This window comes from Aerosakkonema sp. BLCC-F183 (genome assembly GCF_041929145.1).
Classification (GTDB): Bacteria; Cyanobacteriota; Cyanobacteriia; order Cyanobacteriales; family Aerosakkonemataceae; genus Aerosakkonema.
The window spans coordinates 1-24102 of the sequence record NZ_JBHFNU010000088.1; the positions used below are offsets into that span (position 1 = coordinate 1).

The 24102-nt window shown below is 42.0% G+C and carries 12 protein-coding genes; 8 read left to right on the forward strand and 4 right to left on the reverse strand.

The annotated features are described in order from the left end of the window. The first annotated feature begins 158 nt into the window (after positions 1 to 158). Entirely contained in the window at positions 159 to 2741 is a 2583-nt protein-coding gene (locus ACE1CD_RS26660; RefSeq protein ID WP_374826778.1) for an AAA-like domain-containing protein, read from the forward strand. Between the two features lie 202 nt (positions 2742 to 2943). Continuing rightward, a complete protein-coding gene (locus ACE1CD_RS26665; protein ID WP_374826779.1) occupies positions 2944 to 3285 on the forward strand; it encodes a hypothetical protein in 342 nt (113 codons plus the stop codon). Positions 3286 to 3497: 212 nt separating this feature from the next. Here ACE1CD_RS26665 and ACE1CD_RS26670 read toward each other — a convergent pair whose 3' ends face one another. Next, positions 3498 to 9392: an AAA family ATPase gene (locus ACE1CD_RS26670; RefSeq protein ID WP_374826780.1), complete on the reverse strand. Its 5895-nt coding sequence runs from the start codon at positions 9390 to 9392 to the stop codon at positions 3498 to 3500. A 304-nt stretch (positions 9393 to 9696) separates the two neighbouring features. Continuing rightward, complete coding sequence (locus ACE1CD_RS26675) at positions 9697 to 10818, reverse strand: HBL/NHE enterotoxin family protein (RefSeq protein ID WP_374826781.1); 1122 nt, start codon at positions 10816 to 10818, stop codon at positions 9697 to 9699. Positions 10819 to 11278: 460 nt separating this feature from the next. Here ACE1CD_RS26675 and ACE1CD_RS26680 point away from each other — a divergent pair, with 460 nt between their 5' ends. From ACE1CD_RS26680 to ACE1CD_RS26705, 6 genes are all read left to right on the forward strand, one after another. Then, complete coding sequence (locus ACE1CD_RS26680) at positions 11279 to 12709, forward strand: AAA-like domain-containing protein (protein WP_374826782.1); 1431 nt, start codon at positions 11279 to 11281, stop codon at positions 12707 to 12709. A gap of 238 nt (positions 12710 to 12947) precedes the next feature. Next, the gene (locus ACE1CD_RS26685) at positions 12948 to 13865 is read left to right on the forward strand and encodes a tetratricopeptide repeat protein (protein WP_374826783.1); all 918 of its coding nucleotides are present in this window, start codon (positions 12948 to 12950) and stop codon (positions 13863 to 13865) included. Position 13866: 1 nt separating this feature from the next. Continuing rightward, positions 13867 to 14754: a tetratricopeptide repeat protein gene (locus ACE1CD_RS26690; protein WP_374826784.1), complete on the forward strand. Its 888-nt coding sequence runs from the start codon at positions 13867 to 13869 to the stop codon at positions 14752 to 14754. A gap of 83 nt (positions 14755 to 14837) precedes the next feature. Further along, positions 14838 to 15785: a hypothetical protein gene (locus ACE1CD_RS26695; protein ID WP_374826785.1), complete on the forward strand. Its 948-nt coding sequence runs from the start codon at positions 14838 to 14840 to the stop codon at positions 15783 to 15785. Between the two features lie 61 nt (positions 15786 to 15846). Next, complete coding sequence (locus tag ACE1CD_RS26700; RefSeq protein WP_374826786.1) at positions 15847 to 16116, forward strand: hypothetical protein; 270 nt, start codon at positions 15847 to 15849, stop codon at positions 16114 to 16116. Between the two features lie 10 nt (positions 16117 to 16126). After that, positions 16127 to 21985, forward strand: coding sequence for an AAA family ATPase (locus tag ACE1CD_RS26705; protein ID WP_374826787.1), 5859 nt, complete (start codon positions 16127 to 16129; stop codon positions 21983 to 21985). 4 nt (positions 21986 to 21989) lie between these two features. Here the strand turns inward: ACE1CD_RS26705 and ACE1CD_RS26710 are convergent, their stop codons facing one another. Together ACE1CD_RS26710 and ACE1CD_RS26715 are read right to left on the reverse strand one after the other, a co-directional pair. Further along, on the reverse strand, positions 21990 to 22478 hold the full coding sequence (locus tag ACE1CD_RS26710; RefSeq protein ID WP_374826788.1) for a DUF1622 domain-containing protein: 489 nt from the start codon (positions 22476 to 22478) through the stop codon (positions 21990 to 21992). 180 nt (positions 22479 to 22658) lie between these two features. Beyond that, a complete protein-coding gene (locus ACE1CD_RS26715; RefSeq protein WP_374826789.1) occupies positions 22659 to 24083 on the reverse strand; it encodes a type IV pilus twitching motility protein PilT in 1425 nt (474 codons plus the stop codon). Positions 24084 to 24102 lie beyond the last annotated feature (19 nt).

Consider the following 24102-nt stretch of genomic DNA (forward strand, 5'->3'; position numbering starts at 1 on the left):
CTTGCTTGAACATTGTTTCCAAGTTCAGGTAGAGGGTCATCTCTCCACAAGCGTTAATTTCGGTATGCCCTACCGTATTTGATACATAGCCAAGTATTTGCAATGCTTTAATTAGGATATTAATCGCAGCATTCTCATCCCGATCGCAAGGTGTATGAATGAGAGCAGACCCGAACTTAGCTTATGATTACCAAGTTGGCGGTAGCTTGCCCCTGGATGCACCTACCTACGTCACCAGGCAGGCGGACTTCGATTTCTACAAACACATGATGGCGGCAGAGTTCTGCTACGTCCTCAACTCGCGACAGATGGGCAAATCCAGCTTGCGGGTGCAGATGGTGCGACGCCTTGCCGCCAATGGCGTTGTTTGTGCTGTAGTTGACCTGACAGCGATCGGCAGTCAGAATATCACTCCCGATCAATGGTACGCAGGGATTACCTACACCTTGGCAAATAGTTTCAACCTTTTAGATAAAGTCGATCTTGGCGCTTGGTGGTGCGATCGCGAATTTCTCTCTCCCGTACAACGCTTGAGCGAATTTATCTGCGAAATCCTGCTAAAAGAAATTCCCCAAAAAATTGCTATCTTTGTCGATGAAATAGACAGCGTTCTCAGTCTCAATTTCAAAGTAGATGATTTTTTTGCTTTAATTCGTTCCTGTTTTGAAAAGCGTCACTATCATCCCGAATACAAACGCCTGATATGGGCGCTCTTAGGAGTAGCGACTCCCTCAGAATTAATTCAAGATAGAAGTCGCACACCTTTTAATATCGGTCAAGCGATTCGTTTGACTGGCTTTCAACTGCACGAATGCTTTGCTTTAGCCGCAGGATTAGCCCCCAAAGCCGACAATCCCAAGGCAGTGCTTAAAGAAATTTTAGATTGGACGGGTGGCAAACCTTTCCTCACTCAAAAGCTTTGTAAAATGTCGATCTCCTCTTCAAATTTTATTCGTGAAGGTGCGGAAGCAGAGGCGATCGAAAACCTCGTGAAAAATTGTATAATCGAAAACTGGGAAGCCCAAGACGAACCAGAGCATTTGCGGACGATACGCGATCGCCTCTTGGGGCGCGACCCCAACAGCAGTAAACTTTTAGCTTTATACCAGCGAATTTTGCTTGCCGGGGAAATTCCTGCTAATGACACTCCCGAAGAAATGGATTTGCGCCTGAGCGGTTTGATAGTCAAACAGCAAGGCAAGTTAAGGGTTTATAATAACATTTACAAGTTAATCTTTAACTCTAATTGGGTTCAACAAAAATTAGCAGAAAGACGACCTTACAAAGCAGATTTTGAAGCTTGGTTAGTTTCAGGTCGTCTGGATGAATCGCGATTCTTGAGAGGAGAAAAATTACAGGCAGCTTTAGCATGGGCAGCAGATAAAACATTAACTGCTCAGGACTATGATTTTTTGAATGGCAGTCAGAAAAAGGTCTTAGTCACAATCAAACAAAATAATTATTCTAGATATGATGAGAATCGCTCTACAAACAGCGATGCTCAGTTTTTATACGATCACTTCCTCTACTTAGTACAAAAAGAGTCACCGACGAAGTTAATTGACCGTTTTCGCAAGTTGTTTATCGACGGCATGGGTTATCCCGATCCAGAAATTGAAGCGGCTCTATACAGAGTTATCGCTTTTTTAGGTAACGAACAAGAATTTATCAATTTGCTCAACCGTTGCTGCCATATCCTCATCAATCGCTGGCAATTGCACTCGCACAAACAAAGTGCGATCGCTGACTTAGTGGCTTTGTTTAAAAATTCCTCCTCCCGTTTTATCTACTTAGCATCTCGTTCTCACTTAGTCAAGCGCTTGCAAGAGTTGCTATTACATTTCACTGCCAGTGAAGAGTATCACACTCTCCAACGTTTAGCGCAAGTTGTAGAGCCTAATCTGCTTGTAAATGTGGAAGAAGTCAATAATTATTTAGGGCAATTAATTGGCCGATATCCTTATTTGTATACTCATTATCTGCTACCTGAAAATAACTCTTACGAACACAGACAAACAATCCGAGAAATTCAACGCCAAAAGCAGCGCGAATATGAGCTAAATCTTGCTCAATATATGCCTTATTTGATTGGGCGAATGCAAATGAATTATTCTGTCTCATCAATACAAGGAACAGAATTTTCTCTCGCCAACCCCACCTTGCTAAGCGATGGAGAATTGTATTCGGCTATTAAGGAATTTGTCGGCAAAGTCGAAGAATCTTACACATACCGAGATTTGGCAAGAGTCTTCCTAACTCGTGTAGCAAGGGCGAAATCTTACCGAGCATTTAAAGCAGAGCTATACGAATACCTGATTGCTTCTATTGAGACGAAATACGGCAAGCATCAATTTAACGATCGCTTGTACAATCAATTAAAAAATACATTTCCGGAAAACGATAACCAAAAATTAGATGAATTTTTATTGATGCGGACTTGCAGCCAATTATTCAACTTTTTGGTGGAAAGTCCCCAGCACTCCAATTACTATCTTTTTATTGATATGATTTCTAATATGGGTACGCTCCGCACAATCGGCTTGTTGCTCAAAATCGTCTTGCTTTCCAGCAAAGTTAAACCGCATCTAGAAAAGCGATTTTCGCTTTTGTTTAATTACTATGAATCTAAAACTGTAAATGAAATCTTGTGGCTGGTCAAATCTCTGGAAAATTTAAATGTAGCTTTGGTAACTAATTTTGGTGCGTTGGATTTGTCTTTTATAGAACGCAATCTTATTTAAACAAAATTCAGCTACTTTAAGCAAATGGTTGATGGATTTAGAAAAAATTTGACAAAATGCGACTTCTCGATCTGAATCTATCTACCAAAAGAGGGATAGCACTTCAGAATTTACGAAAGAGAAACTCTCTCTAGAGAGCGGTTTAAACGATCGGCCAGATCGGGTACGAATAGGATATTAAATCTCATGGAGTTTGTATTCAATGAAACTGAATTTTGTGACAAAACGACTATCAACTGTTGGACAGTGGATGGTTACATCTCTGTTTTGCGTATCGGCGATCGCCTTCTTTTGGGTAGGAGCATTCTTCGCGAACAGCCCCGCAATGGCTGCACCTCTTACAAACGCGATCGCATCAGCAGATGTGGGCAGTCAGGCTCAAGGAAAAGCCAGTGAAGATGCTGGACGAACCAAGAATTTTGTCCGAGATGCGGCAGAGCAAGTTAAGGAAACGGCAAATAAAAATGCCAGTCGCGTTGAGCAAGCAACAGACAGCGATGGAAATTTCATCGAGCGCAAAGCTAAGAGATGCAGATCGAATTGAGAAACGCGCAAATGAAGACTCCGCTCGCACTCAAGAAGCAATAGATAACACCAAGAATGCTTTTGAAAGCGCTATTGATGGCATCAAAGATGCTTTTGGTAAGTAGAAAATAGTTACTAATTTGAAATATCGATGTACGTTGAAATATGTTCAATGTACATCGTTTGGTTTATTTCAGTATCAAAAAACAGCACAAAATGCTTACCTAAAATTTAAAATCGATTGATGGGAATTTCAATTACAAATTCTGTCCCCTTACCGAGTTCGGAATTACAATTTAACTGGCCACCATGTTTTTCGACTACAATCTGGTAGGAGATAAATAAACCCAAACCCGTACCGGAACCTACCGGTTTAGTGGTGAAAAAAGGCTCGAATATTTTAGAAAGGATAACTGGATTCATGCCGATACCGTTATCTGCGATCGCTATAGCTATGCGTTCTGAATTAATCTGATAAGTCCGAATCCAAATTGTTGGCTGTTGATTATATCCTTTCTTATATCCTTCCACCAAAGCATCAATAGAATTATTGAGCAGATTCATAAACACTTGGTTTAATTCGCCTGGGTAACAATTGATTAAAGGCAACTGCCCGTACTCTTTATTAACTTGAATTTCTGGAATTTTTCCTTGTTCTTCTTTCTTGGTACAAATCGGAGAATGCAGACGATGCTGTAAGATCGGTAGCGTACTATCGATACCGGAATGAATGTCCACTTGTTTGGCGGCGCTTTCATCGTGGCGAGAAAAATTCCTGAGCGATCGCACTATTTCGCTGATGCGTAATGCCCCCAGACTCATGGAAGTGAGTATTTTTGGCAAATCTTCTCTGATAAAGTCTAACTCTATTTCTTCGGTAATTTTTTTTACTTTCGCTGTTGGATTTGGGTATTCTCTCTGATATATCTGAATCAAATCCAGCAGATTTTGAATGTAATTACAAGTATATTCAACGTTGCCGTAAATGAAATTAATCGGGTTGTTAATCTCATGGGCAATCCCCGCTACCATCTGCCCCAAACCAGACATTTTTTCACTTTGAATTAGTTGAGCTTGAGTTTGTCGTAGCGAGTGCAAAGTCAGATGTAATTGCTGGGCTTGCTCTCTTAACTGCGCTTCCGATTGACGCAAAGCTTCTTCTGCTAATTTGCGATCGCTGATATCCTGTATAGTGCCAAACAGCTTAATCGTTTTACCTTCATAGTTTTTAATAGCCTGTCCTTTACCCACCACATATTTGATACAATCAGGACGGACGATCCGAAATTCTATTTCATAGGATTTTCCTTTATGAATAGCTGACTCTATTGCAGTATTTAAAAGTTTCCAGTCATCTGGATGAATCAACTGTTGGTGTTCTAAAAAAGTTGGCTCTAGTTGTTCTGGATGACGCCCGAAAATGCGAAATACTTCATCCGACCAAGTAATTTTATCTGCGATTAAATCGAATTCCCAATTACCTAAACGTGCCAATCTTTCAGCCTCAGCCAGACGAGCTTCTTTCGCTTTTAATTGCCGCGTGCGCTCTTCTACCCGCTGTTCCAGTTTATGGGAATAATCTTCTAATTGCCGATTGGCTGTGGCTAAATTTTCGTAAAGTAGCGCATTTTCTAATGAAATAGCAGCTTGAGTAGAAATTATGTTTAATATCTTCAACCTGTCCAAAGTAAAAGCACCGACAATCAGATCGTTTTCTAAGTAAAGAATAGCGATAAATTTGCCTTGATTAAAAATAGGCTGGCATAAAATAGATTTAGCTTTGTGCCTTACAATATAAGAATCGCTGGTAAATCTTCCTTGCGTGCTAGCATCACTTAAAACTACATTTGATTTTGTTCTCAACACATAGTTAATTACTGTTAATGGCAAATTTTGATTGGATTCCAATGGAATAGATTGTCGTACAACAACTTCTTCTGTATCTACGGATGCAACAGCTTCGATCGCTATTTTTTTACCTTTAGGTAAAAGTAAGAATCCTTTTCTAGCGCCGGCATTCTCTATCGAAATTTTGATTAAAGAAGCCAGTAGTTTATCTAACTGGATTTCTCCCGATATTGCTTGCGTTGCTTTTACCACTGTAGCCAAATCCAGCATTGAATCTGTGGAATTATTCACAGTAGTTGCAGTGGATATTGTCGAAAATTGGTTGCTGGATTGCATCAAGTTTAAATTGGGAGCTTCTGTGCGGTAAATTAGATCTGGATATCTTGAGTCCAAATCTTTAAGTTTTGCCACCGCACCCCAGCGCATATAGGCATAGTAAGCATCAGTCATGTATGTTTTAGCAATTTTTTGTCTGCCAAGTCCCAAATGAAACTCTGCGGCTAGTTCGCAAGCTAAAGCTTCTTCTTGCACATATCCTTGTTTGATAGCGCCGTGGATTGCTCTTTCATACAAATCCATTGCTTTTTCATTTTGCCCCAAAGCTTTGGCTTTCTCTGCTTCTACTAGATCGTATTTATGCTGAAAGTTACAGGGAGCAAAAGATGCCCAATTTTCTAACATTTTTTGGTTTTCTTCCATAATTTCCAGTTGGGTATTTGTTTGCGGGTACTGTGCTAAGATAGCCAGAGATTGGTAGAAATTGAGTTCGGAAACGTAGTGTGTGCCGCCAACAGAGGAGATGTGCTGTTTTGCTAATGCGGCATTAGTAACGGCTCCGTCATATTGTTTAAATAAATACAAAATAATTGTTTTAGCTATGTAGAGAATGGCTAGCAAGCTATCATGATGAGTTTCTTGTAAATATAGCAAAGTTTCTTGTTCATTTAAAGCATCCCCAATCAAAATACAGTTATCGATCGCACCTCCTCTTAGGTTTAATACAAATTGTTTCCATATTTTTAGTGCGATCGAACTACTATTTTGTTTGAAACTGTCAACCAATTCAATGTATTTAGAGCATCTTTCTTCGACTAACTCTAAATTTATACCACCAAACAAAGAAAAGGTACAATAGTGGAGGGTAGAGTCGCAGGTATAATCTATATCTCCAGTTTCAAGACCGCTTTGAATTCCTTCAATTAGAGGATCTAGTATTTCGAGAAATGGTTCTTTCCAGTGCCTAACCATTGTATTAAATAAGAAATAAACTTTACATTTTAGCTCTTTAGCATTAAACCGATCCAACAGTTTTACGCTGAGTTTGCCAAATTGGTATCCATCGTTAAAATTAAACAATACTGCACTCATGAGTTTGGCATATTCTGCATATACCAGTGGAGCTAAAGGAGAGTTACCATATTCAATACATAGCTCGACCATTTTAAAAATAACTAATAAATAAAGATGGGGAGATGTCACATAAACTGGAATAGCGATCGCAGATAAAATTCGGAGTGCCGCCATTTTATCTAGATCTGTCATTAACGGGAGATTTTGTAAATCTTGAATATGCTTAATTTTTCCGTTTAATTGCTCGTAAAGAATGTCTGGTAAGTTTTTTTCAGTTTCTAATTGATTGTCCAGAGTAACTCCTAGCATTGCTAAAACTTCCAAGCCTGTGTCTCCAGCTTGGAGCATTTTATTTTGATAATAATACAACTCAATTAATTTGTAGTAAATTTTAACTTTGTCAAGCAAACTTTTGGCTTGCAATAAAACTATTTTGGCTAAGTTTTCCGCTTCTTCAAAGTGGGAGTTAAGGTATTGCGCTTCTACTGCTGACTCATAAATTGCCAAGGTCAAGTCGTAGCAATCTTCCCAACAATCGTCAGCTAAAAGTTCCAAAGCAACATTCAAATACCTAAGTGCGGCTTCGTAAGCAGTTGCGGCTTTAGCTTTTTCAGCAGCGACATAATTAAGATGAGCTAGTTCGCATTTTTCGGATACTTCGGTAATTAAATCTACTCCGAAATTAAGTTGATTTACCAGTGCGAAAATATTTTCTTTTTGTTGTTCTGGCGTAGTATGTTTTAGTAAGAGTTGACCGATCTGGAAATGAGTAGATTTTTTTTCTGTTTCTGGAATTAGAGAATAAGCTGCTTGCTGGACGCGATCGTGCAAAAATTTATAGGGTATGTGCAAAGAATTACCAGCATTGAAAACGATATCATCAAGTTGTTCGTTAGCCGATATTTCTGGCACGAAAAACAAAGGTATTTTGTAAGCATCGTTTAACGGCAAAATTAAGCCTGCTTGCAGTGCTGACCAAAGTAGTGCCGAGGTAATTAAAGGAGATTCTTCATTGACGATCGCCAGCACATCTAAACTAAAGCGATTGCCGAGACAAGCAGCCAATTTTGATACTTTTTGGCTACTTTCTGGCAGTTTTTCAATCTGGCTTGTGATTAACTCAATCACCGTTTTATCAGTAATCCCAATTGCTTGAATTTCTTCAATATCCCACTGCCACTGCCGCTTATTGAAGTTATAGACAATCAGCTTTTCTTGATAAAGATTTTTGAGTAATTGAATTAAAAAGAAGGGATTGCCTTGAGTTTTACTGTACAAAAGCTCGGCTAAAATTTTGACTCTTTGTCTAGAATCTGGGTTGACAAAAGTATCGGCGATTAATTGCTTGTAATCATCTATTTTCAGAGGTTTTAGGGTAATTGTCGTCAAACAATCGTTAGTTTCTCGAATTTTATCTAATGTATCGATTAAGGGATGAGTGGCGCTTACTTCGTTATCTCGGTAAGCACCGATGACCAGCAAGTATTGACTATCGGGATCGGTCATCAGCAGGTAAATTAAATTGAGCGATGCGGAATCTACCCACTGTAAATCGTCCAAAAAAATAACTAAAGGATGGGATTTTTGGGTAAAAACATGAATGAATTGCTTGAACACCCGATTAAATCGATTTTGGGATTCGGTTAACCCGAGTTGCGGTACTTCTGGCTGTTCGCCAATAATTAATTCTAGTTCGGGAATAACTTCGGTGACAATCCTGCCTTGCTCTCCTAATGCAGCGAGAATTTTTTGTTTCCAATTTTCTATTTCTGACTGACTTTCTGTTAATAGCAACCGCATGAGTTCGGTAAAAGCTTCAATTAAAGCAGCATAAGGAATATTGCGCTTGAATTGATCGAATTTACCAGAGATAAAATAGCCGCGCCGTCTCACAATCGGTTTGTGGATTTCATGGACTAAGGCAGATTTGCCGATTCCGGAATAACCTGTTACGAGAATCGTTTCTGCGTTGCCGTTGCAGATGCGATGGAAAGATGCTAAAAGTTGCTCAACTTCTGCCTGCCGACCGTACAGTTTTTGCGGGATAAGTAATTGGCTGGATAAATCTTCTCTACCGATGGTAAAATATTCAATTTTACCTGTCTTTTCTAGCCGATCCAAACAATTTTCTAAGTCCACTTTCAGACCTTCTGCGCTTTGGTAGCGGTCTTCAGCGGTTTTTGCCATCAATTTCATTACAATGTCAGAAAGCACTTGAGGAATGTGGCTATTTATCTCTACTGGCGGTACTGGTTGAACTGCGATATGGCAGTGAATTAATTCGAGAGCGTCAGTGGTTTTAAATGGTAGTTCTCCTGTGAGCATTTCATAAAAAGTAGCACCTAAAGAATAAAAATCGCTGCGATAATCAATGCTACGATTCATCCGACCAGTTTGTTCCGGTGGCATATAAGCAAGAGTGCCGGAGAGTTGATTGGGATGACTGTTATTTTGGGTTTCTTTTGATAGGCTGCTCGCAATGCCAAAATCGTTGAGCTTTACCTGCTTTGTTGGCAAATTTATCAGTATATTGTGCGGTTTAATGTCTTTGTGAATTATCTGATTTTTATGTATTTCGGCTAGCGTTGATGCTAATTTAATCCCGATTTCTAAAATTTCTTTGATATGAAGCGATCGCAAATAAATTATTTCCCGAATAGAGACACCTTGAAAATACTCTAGAACCAATATAAATTTATTACCAAACTCTTTGATTTCTAGAGCTTTAACAATACCTTTTATATTTAAATCCTTAGTGATTTTATACTCTTGTCTTAAGCGGGTAACTTGTTCTATTCTAGGATGTTCGCTAGCGATCATCTTGAGAATTACAGGCTGTTGGTCTGACTCTCGGAACGCTTGATAAACGATCGTGTGTATACCTTGATAAATTTTTGAAATGACTTGATAACCAGGAATATGAAGCATAGTTTAGTACCGATTTTGTGTATGCAAAAGCTTCAAATGTTTGTTCGTTAGTTTGAATTTGACAGCGTACTTGAGCAGATGCGAAACAGAGACGGTGAGCTATGCGATCGCCATTTTAGAGAAGATTCAAAACTTCTTAATTTGGCTTGCTTTTAGATTTGCCATAAATTGTCTAATTTTACCTAAAAATAGATAAAATTATGTTGGTTAAAAAAGTTTATCCTGCTCGTTTATAAACACGAGAAAATGGAAAATTTTTAGCAGGAGATTGGGTATTTATGAACGTGTCGATCGAACTGGTATTCTAATTTGACAAATTTAGCACCTGATTTACCTCTTCTGGCTTGAGAAAGACAACGCGGAATAGCATTTTTTGCGCTCTTTGGCTGATGATATGCCACTCTCTACTAGCAAAGTTTAAATAGTCTTCTAGGTGGGCAATTTTTGACATATCGTATGCGCGAATTATTTCTTGTTTAAATCTCCTAATACCAGTAACGATCGATGACCATTCTAGACTGAGGGACTTGTGAGATTCAAGTATGTAATTTGTGGTTTCGCACAATGACTCAAAATGCTCTGCTAGACTATTTGCCAAGACAATATCTGTGTATATTCCTGGATTTTGTTGGTAATTTTTCCGCAGTTTATTACTATAATCGACGAGAGCGCTACCGATATGGATTAATGCTCCCGATCCGGCAATAATTACCGATATCGCACCCACGATAATTGATATTGCCGTCGTATTTGAGGTCAGAGCGGTAAGAGACTCAAATCCTATTATTCCTGCACCGCTAATAATCAACAATGATGCAGCGAGAACACCAGTAATCTTTTTCTGTATTTCTTGTTGAAGAGCTTTGCTTGGATCGGGAAGTTTGTCAAGTACTTCGATTGGATTGCTGATATTTTGCTTTAATCGTTCCAATTCAAAATTAAATTTCTCCTTATCGAGTATAATTCGAGCATTAAAATCATGTAATGCTGTTACCATCTGCTGAGCAGCATCTTTTCTTTTTTTTGCTTCCATCTCTAATTTATCTAATAAAGGGATTAGGCGATCGAAAGGATCATTTTGTTTAGTTGTTTTGGCAGCCATATCAAAAAAATCAACATAAAACTCTTGAAATAATTGGGCAAAACCATCGATATCTGATATGGCTGAAATAATAGAAGGTGTCAGGGAATTTAAAATATAATTTGCGTGCCGATCGCATAATTGTCGATAAAAATTTAAATCGCTAGCAATTGCTTGATGACCGTGCAAATTAAAGTATAATTCCGATTGCTCGAGTATTCGTGTGGCGTATGTTTGCATTAATAGCAGAGCGCCGCTTGTTTTTGAGATATCGTCCTTTATGTATCTGGGTACGAGGAGGTTGTTAGCTACTTTTGATGAATTGATTGTTCTCGATAAAGTCATGGCGATTACCCTTTTTCATTCAATTTAGAGAAGATACGATCTGCCTGATTCTTTTAAAAGCGGCTATAAAGCTTAGATCTGACGCAAGTGTTACAAGACAGAAACAGATTTCTAGGTATGTTGTTGAGTTTTAGCGATAAAGCTCAACAATAGACATCTCCAAAAATTCTTGTGGGGTAGGCATTCTGCCTGCCTTTGATATTCTTTTTTGGAGAGGTCTAATAGACCTTTGTGCGATCGCACACTCGTTCCTTCCAGCAAGCGCGTAAACTTTTGTCTAGCTTGCTTTTATTGGTTCAGTGAAAACACTGTATTTAGTTTGCACCACCTCACCGGATTGCACCACTCAACTTTTGCTATTTAAGATCGCAAGTTAAGATCGCAAGTTAACATTTGTCTGGATTATTTAATCAAACTCGCTGCTGGCTTGGGTTTTGGGGATGATAAACTTTTTGGGATCGTGAAAGTTGAGCTCCTTAACTTGCTAAAATTTTTCTTATCTTGGGAAATCGAGTGCGATCGCATGATACTCTTGCAACATCAACACAAAGAAAAGCGCAAACGCGGTGTAATCCTTACCCTACAAGGATTGCAGAAGTTAGAAGCAGCTAAAGCCGAGTCAGAATCGAAGGACAATAACGGCAATCGGTATACTCTGGAACAAATGAGCGATCGCACGCGGTTAGCCATCAATACCGTGATGAAGATCTACGCTCGCGAAATAGGGGTCGATCGCAGCACGCTGAAAAGGTGCTTCAGCGCTTTCAATCTCGTTTTGGAGCAAAATGATTATTCCTGGGTGTTTCCGCAAGGTGAGGAAGTGGAAGAACCGGAAATCCCACCACCACCAGAAAAAGAAGAAAAAGACATCGAGCCGGAATTACCGGGGGGTCAAGTTCCCCTCAACTCGCCTTTTTATGTGGAGCGCGACTCAATTGAATCTGAGTGTTACAAGGCAATTTTGCAACCGGGAGCGCTGATTCGCATCCAAGCTCCCCGGCGGATGGGGAAATCTTCCCTGATGGCGCGGATTCTCCACAAAGCCGCCGAGCAAGGTTATCGGACGATTACGATCGATTTTCAGTTGGCGGATAGAGAAATTTTTCAAGATTTGGATAAATTCTTGCGGTGGTTCTGCGCTAACGTCGGTTTGGGATTGCAACTTCGCAATCAGATAGAGGATTATTGGGATGAGCTTTTTGGCAGTCAGGTTAGCTGCAAGATGTACTTCGAGCAGTATTTGTTGACCAGCACAACTAAACCTGTAGTGTTAGCGTTGGACGATATCGATCGCTTGTTTCCCTATCCTAACCTGGCGAGCGACTTTTTCGGACTTTTGCGAACTTGGCACGAGGAAGCCAAAAATCGGGAAATTTGGCGAAAACTGCGTTTAGTTGTGGTACACTCCACTGAGATATATATCCCGCTGACTGCCAATAAATCGCCCTTTAATGTAGGACTGCCGATCGAATTACCGCCATTTAACAGCGAGCAAGTGCAGGATTTGGCGAAACGGCAAGGACTGGATTGGTCAGCTGAAAATGCTAAACAACTGACGACTTTTGTAAACGGAAATCCCTATTTAGTACGATTAGCTCTTTATCATATCGGGCGCGGCGATGTCACCCTAGAGCAAGTTTTGCAAACCTCTAGTATCTCAGCGGGAATTTATGGCGATCGCCTACAGCGAGAACTGTGGAACCTACAACAGGAGCCTGATTTACTAGCAGCTTTCGTGCGAATTGTCAACAGCAGCACACCTGTGGAGTTAGATTTAGTGCAGGCATCTAAGTTACAAAGTATGGGGTTGGTAAATTTACAAGGCAATTTGGCAACGGTAAGTTGCGAGTTGTACGGGCAATATTTTCGCGATCGCTTTCGTAGCAATTGAGCGGATTTTTCAGGTTTAGCTATGGGCAAGAAACCCGGTTTCTTGCACTGGTGCAAGATGTGAGTTAAAGAAACTTAAGGTACTTTGCCAAACAATGTAGCTTTTGATACATTGTTTCTTTACTCGTAGATGAAAAGTTTAATTTTATTAAATATGTGTAATAGGAGAAAAAAACCTGGTAATGTGATTTCATCTTCTTCTGAAACTAGAGACAAAAAAGCCATGTATGGAGAGGAATATGGCTTCTGCACGCTGGGGCGATATGCCATCCGGCACGCTACGCAAAGGCGAAACTTTAGCTGACATGAACCGAAGAATAAAACAAAACCCTGACGATGCTAAGGCTCTGGCTCATCGTGGTGAAAACTATCGGCTGACGGGACAGTTTGAAGCAGCTCTAAACGATTTTAATCGATCGATCGAGTTGGAGCCTGATTATGCTTGGGCTCACGCACACCGGGGCGAAACTTATCGGCTGATGAAATGCTACGAGGAAGCCATAGCTGATTTGAGCCGTTCTCTCGCACTTAACCCCAAACACGCCTGGACGCTTGCACACCGAGGCGCGAGTTATTACCAATTAAAGCAATACAGGAATGCTTTAATTGATATTAATCAAGCCATCGGCTTGCAGCCTGATTACCCTTGGGCGCTTGTTTACCGGATTAACCTTTATATAAGAATGGGGAGCTATGAAGAAGCATTAGTAGATTTCGATCGAGCGATCGCTCTTGACAAGACTATCATTGCCCATTGGCCTGGTGAGCGCGGATTGCTACTCAGTTATATGGGGCGATATGCGGAAGTAATTTCTTGTTGCGAACAAGGATTAAAGGATAACTCAAACGACTATATTACTCTGTATACCCTTGCTGTTGTCAAAGCACGCTTCGAGGGTAGGGCGGCGGCGCAAACAGAGATCGAAACAACGCGAAACGTTTTACAAGCGGTCAAAGATCGATCCAAACGTGCTGGTGTTGTTTACAGATTAGGTGGTTTAGCTGCTCTTGAGGGCGACTGGGATCTGGCATTGAACTGTCTCCAAGAAGCTATTTCTTTAGACAATGAGCCACTGGAATTAGCCCGTCGCGACGTAGCTTGGCTTGAGTTACGGGAACATCCACGTTTTCAATCATTAATTAATCAGGAGGGTTAACTTGAGTAGCTATGGAGAAATTCTGGCCAACTTGAATGAAACTATCGCATATAATCCCAACGACATTAAAGCGATCGCCCATCGGGGAGACATCTACCGCTTACTTAAAAAGTATGAAGAAGCACTAGCTGATTTTAGCCGAGCGGTTGGACAAAATCCCATCTACGTTTGGGCTATTGCCCGCCGAGGGGAAGTATACCGCATGATGAAACGCTATCCCGAAGCCCTAGTTGACTTCGATCGGGCTATTGAATTAAAATCTGACTATGCTTGGGCGATCGCTCATCGAGGCGTAACTTATCGCTTCATGGGACATCGTTATTACGAAAAAGCTTTAGCGGATTTTAGCCGCTCTATTGAATTAAAGCCAGACTATGCTTGGGCAATTGCTTACCGCGCTCGCATTAATGATATGCTGAGACGGTATGAAGAGGCGTTAGTAGATTTCGACAGAGCGATCGCCCTCGATCGAACCCTGTTTAACGATCGGCTTAGCGAGCGCGGGATGTTACTCAGTTATTGCGGGCGATATGCTGAGGCGATCGATTGTTGCCGAGAAGCGTTATTAGAGAATTCTGACGATAGTTTTGCTCTTTACAACATTGCTGTATTCAAAACTCGCTGGCAAGGATTAGTTGAGGCTCAACCAGATATCAATACAGCGCGAAGCGCATTACTAGGTCTAGTAAATTCTGAAGCGCGAGGTATAGTTCTTTACCGATTAGGAGGTTTAGCTGCCCTGGAAGGCAAGACCGAGCAAGCGTTGAATTATCTTCAAGAAGCCATCTTACTTGATGATGAAGCGATCGAGTTTGCACCGCACGATATAGCATGGCTGGAACTGCGAAGTTCTCCTAAGTTATTAATGCTAATTGCCGAACACAACTAGAAACATAATTTCAATGTAGAGAACTCAAGTTAGTTGCTCGATCAGTTTTTTGAACAATCACTCAACACATAAGGAGACACACAATGGGCAGAAAAGAAGCCATATCTAAAGCCAGAGAAGGAGAGAATTTGCGGTTGATGGCTAGGTATAATGAAGATGAGTATATTGAGGATAACATCAGTCAAATACTTAACAATGCAGCACAGTATTTTGAACAAGCAACTGTAGCGGATAGCACCTATGCGTGGGCGTGGGCTCACTGGGGTGCAACTCTCTCTTACTTAGGCGGTATTGAGAAACGCCTAAATCCTAGTAAATCTCACTTTTACAACGAAGCAGACAAAAAGTATGAGAAGGCAATTCAATGCAATCCTAATTATGCCTGGGCTTTGGCGCATCGGGGTGAAAACAAGATTTGGTGGGCTATAGACCAAAAAACCAGAAGCATATATAAGAACGTAAAAATTCTTTTAACGGACGCAGAACAGCATTTGAACCAAGCGATCGAGATCGACACAAACTATACTTGGGCTTACGTCCGAAGGGGTTTCCTCTACCGCTTTCTTGGGCTACTCAATGGAGAGGACGGTGGAGGACAAGGCACACAACAACAGCCATACTACGATAAAGCAATACAGGATTTCGATAGAGCAATTCAGTGCAATGATAAGTATGCCTGGGCGAGGGCTTTTCGGGCTGTAGTTCATAGGCAGAAAGCTCGCGCTTTGCAAGACGCTGGACTTATCGAAGAATCACGACGAGAATGGGAGCTTACCTATCAAGATGTAGAGATAAGCTTAAAAACTTATGCAAAAGTTTTTAAACGGCCTGAAGTTTTAGACCTTGGCGATCTGTTTCTTCCTCCGTATGAGAATCCTAGAGAAACCTATAGTTTTGATGAGTCGCCTTCTGGACAGTACGCTGAGCTTGCACTCCATGCTTATGAGGAAGGGTATGAGCGCCTCAACAAAGAGGAAATTGATAGAGTGTTAGCAAAGATAGCTGAGGAGTGGGCTAGCGTCGATCGATAAAATAATTCACTTTTAGTGTCGTGTTGAAATTATTCTCAAATTGTTAGGAGACATATCGACTATGAGCAAACTACTCAATTTTTTGACCGATATCGCCATTAATCCCAAACAGCAGATAGCATTTGCTCAGCAGCCTAAAACCGTGACAGATGCGTTCGGATTATCTGAAATGGACAAGGCGTTGATTGAGAGCAAGAGTCGTACAAAAATTACAGCTTTCTTTGCCGATAACCTTACTCCATTGGCAGAAATTTGCAACGATCCTAACCCAGAAGATCCTTTTCCCGATCCAGACCCCGAACCAGAGCCCGAACCTTCTAAAGAAAATTAACTTAAGATGAATGTTGACATCCTTTCCAGGCTACCGAATCACCGAAAAACTCTATGAGAGTGCCAATTCCTTTGTCTATCGTGGATATCGGATAGAAGATTCGCAACCGATCGTACTCAAAATTCTCAAACCAACCTATCCCTCACCGGAAAGAATAGCTTGGTTTAAGCGAGAGTATGAGACGACACAATCCTTCACTCAAAAAGGAGTGGTAAAAGCCTATGGCTTAGAAAACCATTTGTATCAGTGGATAATGGTGTTGGAAGACTTTGGCGGTGAATCTCTCAATAGTGCAATCCCGAACCAACCGTTTGCTCTCGCTGAGTTTCTCCCACTTGCCATTCAGGTTGTTGAAATTTTAGGTCAAGTACATCAGCAGCACGTTATCCACAAAGATATTAACCCATCGAATATTGTTTTCAATCAGACCACTAGACAAGTCAAACTAATTGACTTTGGCATCTCTACAACACTTTCACGCGAAAACTCAACATTTCGCAATCCGAATTTGTTGGAGGGGACACTGGCCTATATCTCGCCCGAACAAACTGGGAGAATGAACCGGGCGATCGATTATCGAACTGATTTTTACTCACTGGGGGTGACATTCTACGAGTTACTGACAGGTCAATTACCGTTTCCTATCCAAGATGCACTGGAATTAGTGCATTGTCATCTTGCCAGACAACCAGAGCCACTGCACGAATACAAACCAGATATTCCGCCAGTAATCTCAGAGATAGTTCTGAAGTTAATGTCCAAAAATGCTGAAGAGCGTTACCAATCAGCACATGGGCTAAAAGCAGATTTAGAAGAATGTTTGCGACAGTGGCAGGCTAAAGGACAAATTGACCTTTTCCCACTCGGTCAGCAGGATGTTTCTGACAAGTTTCAAATTCCGCAAAAGCTGTATGGACGAGAACGGGAAATTGAGACATTGTTAGCTGCTTTCGTTCGCGTAGCGTGTCCGGAGGACAATCGCGTTAGCCAGGGAACTAGCGAAATGATGCTGGTGTCCGGGTATTCCGGCATTGGCAAGTCAGTCTTAGTGCAGGAAATCTATAAGCCTATTACTCGCGAGCGCGGTTACTTTATCTCCGGTAAATTTGACCAGTTTCAACGCAATATTCCCTACGCCTCACTCATCCAAGCATTTCGCTCATTGGTGCTACAACTGATAATGGAAAGTGAGGCAGATATTGCCACTTGGAAAGAAAAACTTCTAGCGGCTTTAGGTTCCAATGCACAGGTAATAATTGAAGTTATTCCTGAAGTGGAACTAATTATTGGTTCGCAACCTGCTGTCCCTGAACTACCACCGAAAGAAGCAAAAAACCGCTTTAACCTAGTCTTTCAAAACTTCATTAAAGTATTTACCCGTCAAGAACATCCACTGGTACTTTTCCTAGACGATTTGCAATGGGCAGATGCGGCTTCATTAAAATTAATCGATCTGTTAATGACGGCAGCAGATAGTAAATATCTATTTTTGATTGGAGCTTATCGGGATAACGAAGTTAATGCAGTTCATCCCTTAATGTTAACTCTAAATGAAATCGAGAAAGCCAAAGTAACAGTCAATCGGATTTCGCTTTCGCCTTTAGGCTTGCCACACATTACCGAGTTAATTAACGATATTTTTCACTGCCAATCAGCAACCGCCCTATCTTTAGCTGAATTGGTGCTAACCAAAACAGGTGGTAATCCTTTTTTTATCGGTGAATTTTTAAAGTTTTTGTATGCCGAAGCATTAGTCATTTTTAATTATGAACGAGCTGCTTGGCAATGGGATTTAGGACAAATACAAGCCCAACAAATAACCGATAACGTAGTAGAATTGATGGTGGCTAAGGTGCAAAAATTACCACCACAGACACAAGCTGTTTTGAAATTAGCAGCTTGTATGGGAAACAAATTTGACTTGAAGCAGTTGGCAATTGTTTATGAGAAAGCAGCACGAGAAACAGCAACGGATCTTTGGGCAGCGATCGCAGAAGGCTTAATCTTACCACTGAATGATGCCTACAAATTGATAGAAATGGATGTGGCAGCTCTGTCCGAGCAGTTAGCGGTAGAATACAAGTTTGCCCATGACCGAATTCAGCAAGCGGCTTATTCCCTCATTCCTCAAGCAGATAAACAATCGGTACATCTGCGAGTCGGTCAATTGTTAATAAAGAATACGTCGCCAAGGGAACTTGAAGATAATCTATTTGATATTGTTAACCAATTGAACATCGGTCAGATGCTAATTGACCAACAAACTGAACGGGATGCTTTAGCGAATTTGAATCTACAGGCAGGGAAGAAAGCTAAAGCTTCAGCAGCCTATCAACCAGCATTTAACTATTTTAAATTTGGTCTGGATCTGCTAGAGGAAGGCAGTTGGCAAAGGCAGTACGATCTAACACTAGAACTCTATGTAGAAGCAGCAGAGGCAGCTTACCTGAGTACCGATTTTGAGGAAATGGAGCGCTTAACGGAGATAGTCCTGAAACAAGCCAAGACGCTGCTAGACAAAGTAAAAGTCTACGAAATTTCTATCCAAGGGTATGGGGCAGAGAACAAACACCTGGAAGCTGTTAACACTGCGCTCAAAGTGCTGAAGTTGTTAGGAGTGGTCTTTCCAACACAGCCAAGTCTGGCGAATACGATGCTTACTCTGGAGGAGACACAGTTAATTTTAACAGGAAAAGCGCCCTCGGACTTAATTGACCTGCCAACAATGACCGATCCGATCGCACTAGCAGCCATGCAGATTATGACCATTGTATGGAATTCTGCTTACATAACAGTGAATGAACTGATTCCCCTGATTGCCTGCAAACAAGTTAATCTTTCGGTTACGAAAGGCAACGCACCCGAGTCAGCTTTTGCATACGCTAACTATGGATTGATTATCTGTGGCAACGGACAGATTGATACAGCATATCAACTAGGTCAGCTAGCTTTATATCTGTTAGAACGGTTCAATGCCAAAAAACTTCAAGCTAGAATCCACGTTTTCTGTAACTTTGTAAGACATTTGAAAGAGCATCTCAGGAAAGTGTTGCTATACGAGTTAGAAGCCTATCAAAGCGGACTGGAAAGCGGAGATTTTGAATTTGCTGCCGGTGGTGCAATGGGTTACTGCATGATGTCTTATTTGAGTGGCAGGGAATTGTTAGAACTCGAACGAGAACAGGCAACCTACAATCAAGCTATTACTCAACTCAAGCAAGAAGGATTCCTTCATTGGCATCAAATATTTTGGCAGGTAGTCCTAAACTTGATAGGACGGTCTGGAGAGCCGTCTTGTTTAATTGGTGAAGTATACGATGAGAGGAAAATGGTGCCGCTTCATCTTAAGGTCACAGATAGAACCGCAATGCTTCACTTGTATACTAATAAACTTACTCTGTGTTATCATTTTTATGAGTTTCAGCAAGCAGTTGAAAATGCAGTTCAGTTGGAAGAATATATAGTTAATGCGTCAACAACTTGCTTTGCTCCTCCAGCCTATTTATATGATTCGCTAGCTCGGTTAGCAGTTTTTCTTAATGCCTCAGAGACAGAACAAAATCGCATTCTTGAAAAAGTCACTGCCAACCAAGAAAAGATGGAACTATGGGCGAAGCACGCTCCCATGAATTACCTACACAAATTCTATCTAGTCGAAGCAGAACGCGATCGCGTATTAGGCAACGATAAAGATGCCAGAGAATATTACGACAAAGCGATCGCCCTAGCCCAGGAAAACGAATATCTCAACGAAGAAGCCCTCGCTTACGAACTAGCAGGAAGATTTTATTTAGCCAGAAATCAAAATCATCTTGCTCGTCACTATTTGCAAGATGCCCACTATGCCTATCAGCGTTGGGGCGCTGTAGCGAAAGTAAAAGATTTGGAAGCGCGATACCCGCAGTTTTTAGCTCTCCAGTCGGTTGGTTCAACTCAAAATACCAAAAATTCGATTACCACAACATCTGGAAGAGCGGGCGAAACCTTGGATTTTGCCGCCGTAATGAAAGCATCCCAAGCTATCTCCGGCGAAATCGTTCTAGAACAATTGTTAAACCAGGTGATGCAAGCTGCGATCGAAAACGCAGGCGCAGAAAAAGGTTTTCTCATCCTGGATAAAGGCGGGAATTGGGTTATAGAAGCCCAAGCAGCCGTAGAGTCGGGAGCATCCCGATTGGGTAGTGCGAGCGTCTCGCTCGCTACTGAATTGAATAGCGAGCGAGACGCTCGCACTCCTGAAAAAAACGTCTTTTTGCCAAAACGGGATGCTCCCGTAGAGGGCGATCGCATTACCATTTTACAATCCATTCCCGTAGATTCTGTAGACCCTGCAACTGGAATTCCCCTCCTATCAACCGCCATCGTTAACTACGTCGCTCGCAGCCAGGAAAACGTAGTATTAAATAACGCCACCGAAGAAGGACAATTTACCCGCGATGCTTACATTATCGCTACTCAAGCCAAATCGATCCTCTGCACTCCCCTACTCGATCGCGGCAAACTAACAGGCATCCTCTACCTAGAAAATAACCTCGCGATCGGCGCATTTACCCCCCAACGAGTCGAAACTTTAAAAATCATTGCCGCTCAAGCCGCCATCTCCATTGAAAACGCTCAACTCTACGAACAATTAGAAGATTATAACCGAACTTTGGAGCAAAAAGTAGAAGAACGCACCAAAGAATTGTCGCACACCCTGGAAATTCTCAAAGCAACTCAAGCCGAATTAGTAATCGAAAATGCGCTGCTCAGGAGTGCAGACGAACCGCCGAATTACGATTACCAAGTAGGCGGAAGTTTGCCCATCGATGCACCTACTTATGTAGTGCGATCGGCAGACCGACATTTATACAAAGCTTTAAGACTCGGACAACTTTGTTACATCCTCAATACCCGACAGATGGGTAAATCCAGCTTGCGCGTCCAAATCATGAAAAAGATGCAAGCAGAAGGCTTTGCTTGTACTGCGATCGACATTTCCGTAATTAGCAATCCCCAGGCAACTTTAGAACAGTGGTATGCAGGTTTTGCTTACCTCCTAGTCAGTGGTTTGCAACTATTAGATAAAGTGAATATCCGCGCTTGGTGGCGCGATCTCCAAATATTATCTCCCCCACAACGTTTATCAGAATTTATCAACGAAGTCTTGTTACCTAATATTTCCGAAAAAATTATTATTTTCATCGATGAAATCGATAGCATACTCGACCTTCAGTTTGACAGCAGTGCATTTTTTGGCATCATCCGCACTTGCTATAACAAACGCGCTGACAGTTCCGACTATCAGCGTTTGAATTTTGTTCTGTTAGGCGTAGCGACTCCTTCCCAACTAATTCAAGATAAAAACCGCACTCCTTTTAATGTCGGTCAAGCAATTCAACTCAAAGGTTTCCAAGCGCATGAAGCGCAACCTTTACTGCAAGGATTGACCAAACGAGTCACCAATCCCCAAACCCTACTCACAGAAGTAATCGCCTGGACGGGAGGACAGCCTTTTCTCACCCAAAAAGTCTGCAAGTTCATTTGCACTTCCGACTCTCCCATCCCCACTAACGATGAAGCAGCTTATGTGGAAGAATTAGTGCGATCGCATATTATCGAAAATTGGGAATCCCAAGACCAACCAGAACATTTGCGAACAATACGCGATCGGATTCTCAAAGATAAACAGCGTGCGATCGAACTGCTCGAACTTTACCAACAAATTTTACATACTGGACAAATTGTCGCGCTTGATAATTCCGCAGAAACAGAATTAATCATGTCCGGCTTAGTAGTCAAGCGAGACGATTATCTCCAAGTCAATAACCGTATTTACCAATTGGTATTTGACGATCGTTGGGTAGAGAAACAAATCAATCTTCTTTAATCTTTTAACTCGATTCGCGATCGCCTACCCGGCTTTCCTCTACCTGCCTAATTTCGCGTTCTAAAAAATAATTCAATAAAGTTCGTAACAGAACGATCGCACCCAAATTTAAAATATCTTGGCGAGTGGGCGCAACTGCCGTGCGAAGGATATCGCTAGCAACCGTAAATTCCAATCCCAACGTCAGCACACGCCCCAATTGCAACCGGATCGACTCCGTAGAATCAATATGCTGTCGCCCTCGCGAAAACAATTGACGAAAATAAGCCGCAATTCCGCGAATAACCGCACCTCCAATCACCACCGCAGCCGCAATTTCTGCCCCTGCTGCTAAATAGCCAACAATCAGCTTAAGCGATGACTCCAGCGGCGTACTCAAAACTTCTGCGTCACTTTCTTCCACATTCAAACTCAAGAGGAGAACCAACCCAAAAATTAATCCCAGCGGCAATATAATATTTAGTAAAGAATCGCGTATCGGCTCTCGTTTCATGGAATTTTCGGTCTATTTTTGCTGGGATAACTTTAGTAAGTTTGCATCACTACTGCTTGTGCCTTTTGAAAGATTTTATAGCCAGCTAATAAGCTGGGGGATTTCGTATTAGGGACGGTCGCGACCGCCCCTTCTGTTCTTTCCATGAAATTGAGAAGCACCCTGTTGATTCCCTTGCCGCTATAACGGTCTGTAACCACTATCGTGACTGCTAAACTCGCGACTGGCACGAGCTGGATCGACCCCTTCATTGCGAACCCGACGACGCAAATCGCCCACATCTGAAGAAGCTTTCACAGCTTCATCACCGCTGATTTTACCCATCAGCACCAATTCGCAGAGAGCTTGGTTAAGCACCTGCATACCCTCATCAATGCCATTTTCAATTAAATGATAAGCTTCCTCCTCATTGCCCTTCATCAAAAAGTCCTGCATAGCAGGAGTATTGATTAAAATTTCGTGAGCTGCCGTCCGACGCCCATCAGTTGTTTGTAGCAATATTTGAGCAACCACTGCTACCAAAGAATCGGCGATTTGAATACGCATTGATGGCTGTTCGTCTGGATTGTAAATACCCAGCAACCGATTCACAGCATTGAGAGCGTTACGAGTGTGCAGAGTACCGAAGACCAAGTGACCGGTTTGTGCAGCTTTTAAAGCTATGTCAACTGTAACGCGATCGCGCATTTCCCCGATCAGAATCGCATCCGGGTCTTCCCGCAAAGCCGCCCGCAGCGCATCGTGAAACTCATGCGTATGCAAACCGACTTCTCTCTGACTGACAAGACACTTGTGGGAAGAGTGAACGAATTCTATGGGATCTTCGATCGTAATAATGTGCTTTGCCAATGTTTCGTTCATATAACGAATCATTGCCGCCAGACTCGTTGATTTCCCCGAACCCGTTGGCCCCGTAACCAAAATCAGTCCTTGCGGGCGCTGCACAATTTCTTTCAAAATAGGTGGCAACCCCAAGCTATCAATAGAAGGAACATCCAACGGAATCAACCGCAGCACCATCGCCCCGCCCAGCAGCGTTTCAAAACAATTCACCCGACAGCGCACAACGCCGGGGTAGTAAAGGGCAGTATCCAATTCCTTCGTTTCCGCAAACCGCTGTCGCTGCGCTGGAGTGACAGTTTCAGATAGATAGTGTTCAAAAAGTTCCGGCGTTACCTTGTCATGATTCCCCAGCGGTACCATCTGACCCCGAATTCGATATCTCGGCACTTCCCCAACTCGGATGTGAATGTCAGACACTTGCTGAGAATGAGCGTGCTTCACCATCCGTTCGATCGAAGGCAAAACGTTAGCAGCATTTCGGGGCTGTGCTGACTGCCCTTGACCCGGTGGTGGTACTGGCGGATTGCTTCCTTGAACTTGAGTTCTCTGTTTTGTGGCATCCGGTGCTTGGCCCGCAATTGGCCGATCGGAGCCTTCCAACCGAGTTCTCTGCCTTGTGGCATCCTGGATATTATCTGCCGCTGTCGGCTCGTGCGGTTCTTGAAACCGAGCTCTAGACGTTTTTACACCCTGCAATTGACTCGGTGGTATGGGCGGTTTCTCCTGAGAATTCTCCAGAAGGTTTCCAGATGTTGTTGACATTTTTGTTCTCTTCCTTAGT

What these genes read in the sequence shown, in the direction of transcription:
- ACE1CD_RS26660 (WP_374826778.1), top strand. Translation starts at nt 159, where the DNA reads ATGAGAGCAGACCCGAACTTAGCTTATGATTACCAAGTTGGCGGTAGC.
- ACE1CD_RS26665 (WP_374826779.1), top strand. Translation starts at nt 2,944, where the DNA reads ATGAAACTGAATTTTGTGACAAAACGACTATCAACTGTTGGACAGTGG.
- ACE1CD_RS26670 (WP_374826780.1), bottom strand. Translation starts at nt 9,392, where the DNA reads ATGCTTCATATTCCTGGTTATCAAGTCATTTCAAAAATTTATCAAGGT.
- ACE1CD_RS26675 (WP_374826781.1), bottom strand. Translation starts at nt 10,818, where the DNA reads ATGACTTTATCGAGAACAATCAATTCATCAAAAGTAGCTAACAACCTC.
- ACE1CD_RS26685 (WP_374826783.1), top strand. Translation starts at nt 12,948, where the DNA reads ATGGCTTCTGCACGCTGGGGCGATATGCCATCCGGCACGCTACGCAAA.
- ACE1CD_RS26695 (WP_374826785.1), top strand. Translation starts at nt 14,838, where the DNA reads ATGGGCAGAAAAGAAGCCATATCTAAAGCCAGAGAAGGAGAGAATTTG.
- ACE1CD_RS26700 (WP_374826786.1), top strand. Translation starts at nt 15,847, where the DNA reads ATGAGCAAACTACTCAATTTTTTGACCGATATCGCCATTAATCCCAAA.
- ACE1CD_RS26705 (WP_374826787.1), top strand. Translation starts at nt 16,127, where the DNA reads ATGTTGACATCCTTTCCAGGCTACCGAATCACCGAAAAACTCTATGAG.
- ACE1CD_RS26710 (WP_374826788.1), bottom strand. Translation starts at nt 22,478, where the DNA reads ATGAAACGAGAGCCGATACGCGATTCTTTACTAAATATTATATTGCCG.
- ACE1CD_RS26715 (WP_374826789.1), bottom strand. Translation starts at nt 24,083, where the DNA reads ATGTCAACAACATCTGGAAACCTTCTGGAGAATTCTCAGGAGAAACCG.